Annotated in this window: 2 protein-coding genes; both read right to left on the bottom strand. The window is 61.7% G+C overall.

Annotated elements, in window-relative coordinates; genetic code table 11:
• Positions 1-2 precede the first annotated feature (2 nt).
• Positions 3-1178 (bottom strand): FKBP-type peptidyl-prolyl cis-trans isomerase, encoded by a 1176-nt coding sequence (locus M2406_RS26360; protein WP_259191936.1) that lies wholly within the window; start codon positions 1176-1178, stop codon positions 3-5.
• A 193-nt stretch (positions 1179-1371) separates the two neighbouring features.
• Positions 1372-1998 (bottom strand): hypothetical protein, encoded by a 627-nt coding sequence (locus M2406_RS26355; RefSeq protein ID WP_259191935.1) that lies wholly within the window; start codon positions 1996-1998, stop codon positions 1372-1374.
• Positions 1999-2554 lie beyond the last annotated feature (556 nt).

The raw sequence follows: 2554 nt of genomic DNA, 5'->3' as shown, positions 1-2554 counted from the left end.
ACTTACCCCGCGTCTGCCACTGCGATGTCAAAGATGAGCGTCGCCCCGCCCGGAATGGTCGGCGGCAGGCCCGCATCGCCGTAGCCTTTCTCCGGTGGCACCACCACCTTGATATGGCCGCCGCGGGAAATCTTCTGCAGCCCAATCGCCACCGCCGGCATCAGCGCGCCGACCTTGGCGGTTTTGGTCTGCCCGTTCTGGCCGCTGGCATCAAACACCGTGCCATCCGGCAGGGTGCCGGTGACCGTGACGGTCACCACGTCGGAGGCCGTAATACGCTTACCCTTCCCGGCGCTCACAATGCGGTACAAACTCCCGGCGTCCCGCGCCGCCCCTTTTTCCTTCATAAACGCAGACTGGAACGCGCGCCCTTCGGTCTGTTGACGCTTGCGCTCCTCCCCCGCCTTCTCCAGATACAGCTCATTGAGGGTCACCATGATGGTGTCCACCGACTCGCGACTCATGCGCAACGGCTTACGTTCCGCCATGTCCTGCAACCCCTGCATCACCCAGGCCGGATCCAGCTCAATGCCCATACTGCGCTGGGCGGTCATTGAGGACTGGATTTCGCGCCACACCGACACCCCACTGGCGTAGGCCTGCCGCTGGGCGGTGGTCTGCGGGCTCCCCGACTGTTCGGCCACGGGGACAGCATCCGGCGCAACGGACTGCGCCCTGGGCGCCGCCGGGGCAGGTACCTCCGGCGGCACAACGGCCGGAGAGACGGTAGCCGGCGCTGTCGCGGGTGCAGCCACAGCGGACGACGCGACGGGCGCCACAGTCGCTGCTGCCGGCGGTACCGATACGGCAACCGGGGCCTCAGCGGTGGTGGCGACCCCGGTGTGGGTCATGCGCTCCTGCAGGGAGCGCAGCAGTTCCTGCTGCTCGCTTAACTGTTTTTGCAACGTGGCTATCTGGGTGGCCGCCTGGTCGGCAGGCTGCACGGCGGTGCTTGCCTCCTCATCCTCCGCCTGCGCCACCGTGGCTGCACTCGTGGGTAGCGCATTACCGGCGGTCGCGACCGTCAGCGCCCCAGCACTCAATAGGGCCAGGGTCAGCGCGGCCAGGCGAAGGGGCCGTAAGGGTGCACGTGCCCCCGGTTTGTTTTCTTTCATCGTCACATCCTCTGTCTGGTATTGTATTTTTTTCTTCACCCGCAGCCCCTTATCACAGTCCACGGTAAAGCCGTGTTAAACAGACCCCGGCACATACCTGGGCGCAGTGTCGCTCCCTTCGTCAGCCTCGTCACGTTTGTAGGCCATCGAGAGAGTCCTCCTCCGAGGGCGGCCCGCGGCTTTAGACGAGGTCGTGAAAGTGAAGCAGCTGCATGTTGCCGCAGGACAGTTACGGCCCTCACGAGGATATTCACGGTCAGTAGCTCACTATCGAGGCGGTGACGGCCATCTCATAGGTCCCCGGCTTTTGGGTGGTAACCCCTGTCGAGCAGAGCGTGGCACCCAAAGGCACGGGTGCCGATGCCATGGGATCGCCCGGCTTGACGTCGATGATTTTTGTTGGTGTCACGCCGTTTAACGGAATGGCTTTTGGGTCATTGATGTTGCAAGAAGCCGATCCATCGTTCGTAAAGAGCATATAGAACGAGGGCTGCTGGATGTTGGTGAGTTGGGTGTTATTGGTCACTGCGTTGGCACCGGCTGGTTGCAACGTATAGCTGATAGGCACGGAAAGTCCCGACGTGTTCGTCCCGGCACAGGTAACGGCCAGTCCACTGGCAGCGAGGTTGACTATAGCAGCGGGCGTATCCGGTACCGTCGAGGCCTCGATGAGCCCCAAGTCGTAGTTCGTCTTGCCGGCGAATGTGCACATGAGGCCGGTGAAGACGATCGCATTGGGCTTGGCGACCGCGACCGAATAGTCGGCTATTGAGTGGACTCCGATCAGCAGAGTGTCGAGGTTAAGGGTTCCAGCGGCCTGGGGGGTTAGTGCGTACGGAACCAGGATAACATTATAGTTTAGGGTGGTTTGCGCGCTAGGCATGATGTTTCCGGTATTGTTAGGGCATTGGGAGCGGATGCTTAATGTGTACCAAGCCGATCGTTTTCCCGAGTTGCCTTCTACAGGCTCGCAGGCCGTATAACTCCTGCCGTCTTGCGTGGTAGCCTGCCCCGTAGCAAGGTTTAGGGTTTTCACCATATCCTTATCGCAGGAGCTGGTCGGAATACATTCCATTGACGCGATGCCGCTCGCGACCAAAACCAGTCCGGCCCGCGAACGTTTGTTCTCTACCCCCCAGCCGATTGGGGTCGCACGAGCAGCCCAGACCCCCTTTCCGTCGCACGCTTGGCTTGAGTTGCTAAGGCAGATGCCCCCGTAGTCATTCGATTGCGTCCACCCGCTGGTGGACCCAGTGCTTGCGAAACCACTACCAAGCATCCCGGTTTGTGATGGACCGGATAGGCCCATGACGATGAGGGGTCCGTCGGCCGCCATCCCAGGTTGGGATGCTAACCCAATGAGAGCGCCAGCCCATATTGTCCACCGCTTGCGGTATATCGACACCCGTGCGTGTACCTGCGGGGCTGCGCGTTTGCGC

Origin of the sequence: Serratia sp. BIGb0163 (assembly GCF_024809935.1) — a bacterium.
GTDB classification, from domain to species: domain Bacteria; phylum Pseudomonadota; class Gammaproteobacteria; order Enterobacterales; family Enterobacteriaceae; genus Serratia; species Serratia quinivorans.
This window is presented reverse-complemented; position numbering and strand designations above follow the sequence as displayed.

What these genes read in the sequence shown, in the direction of transcription:
- M2406_RS26355 (WP_259191935.1), bottom strand. Translation starts at nt 1,998, where the DNA reads ATGCCTAGCGCGCAAACCACCCTAAACTATAATGTTATCCTGGTTCCG.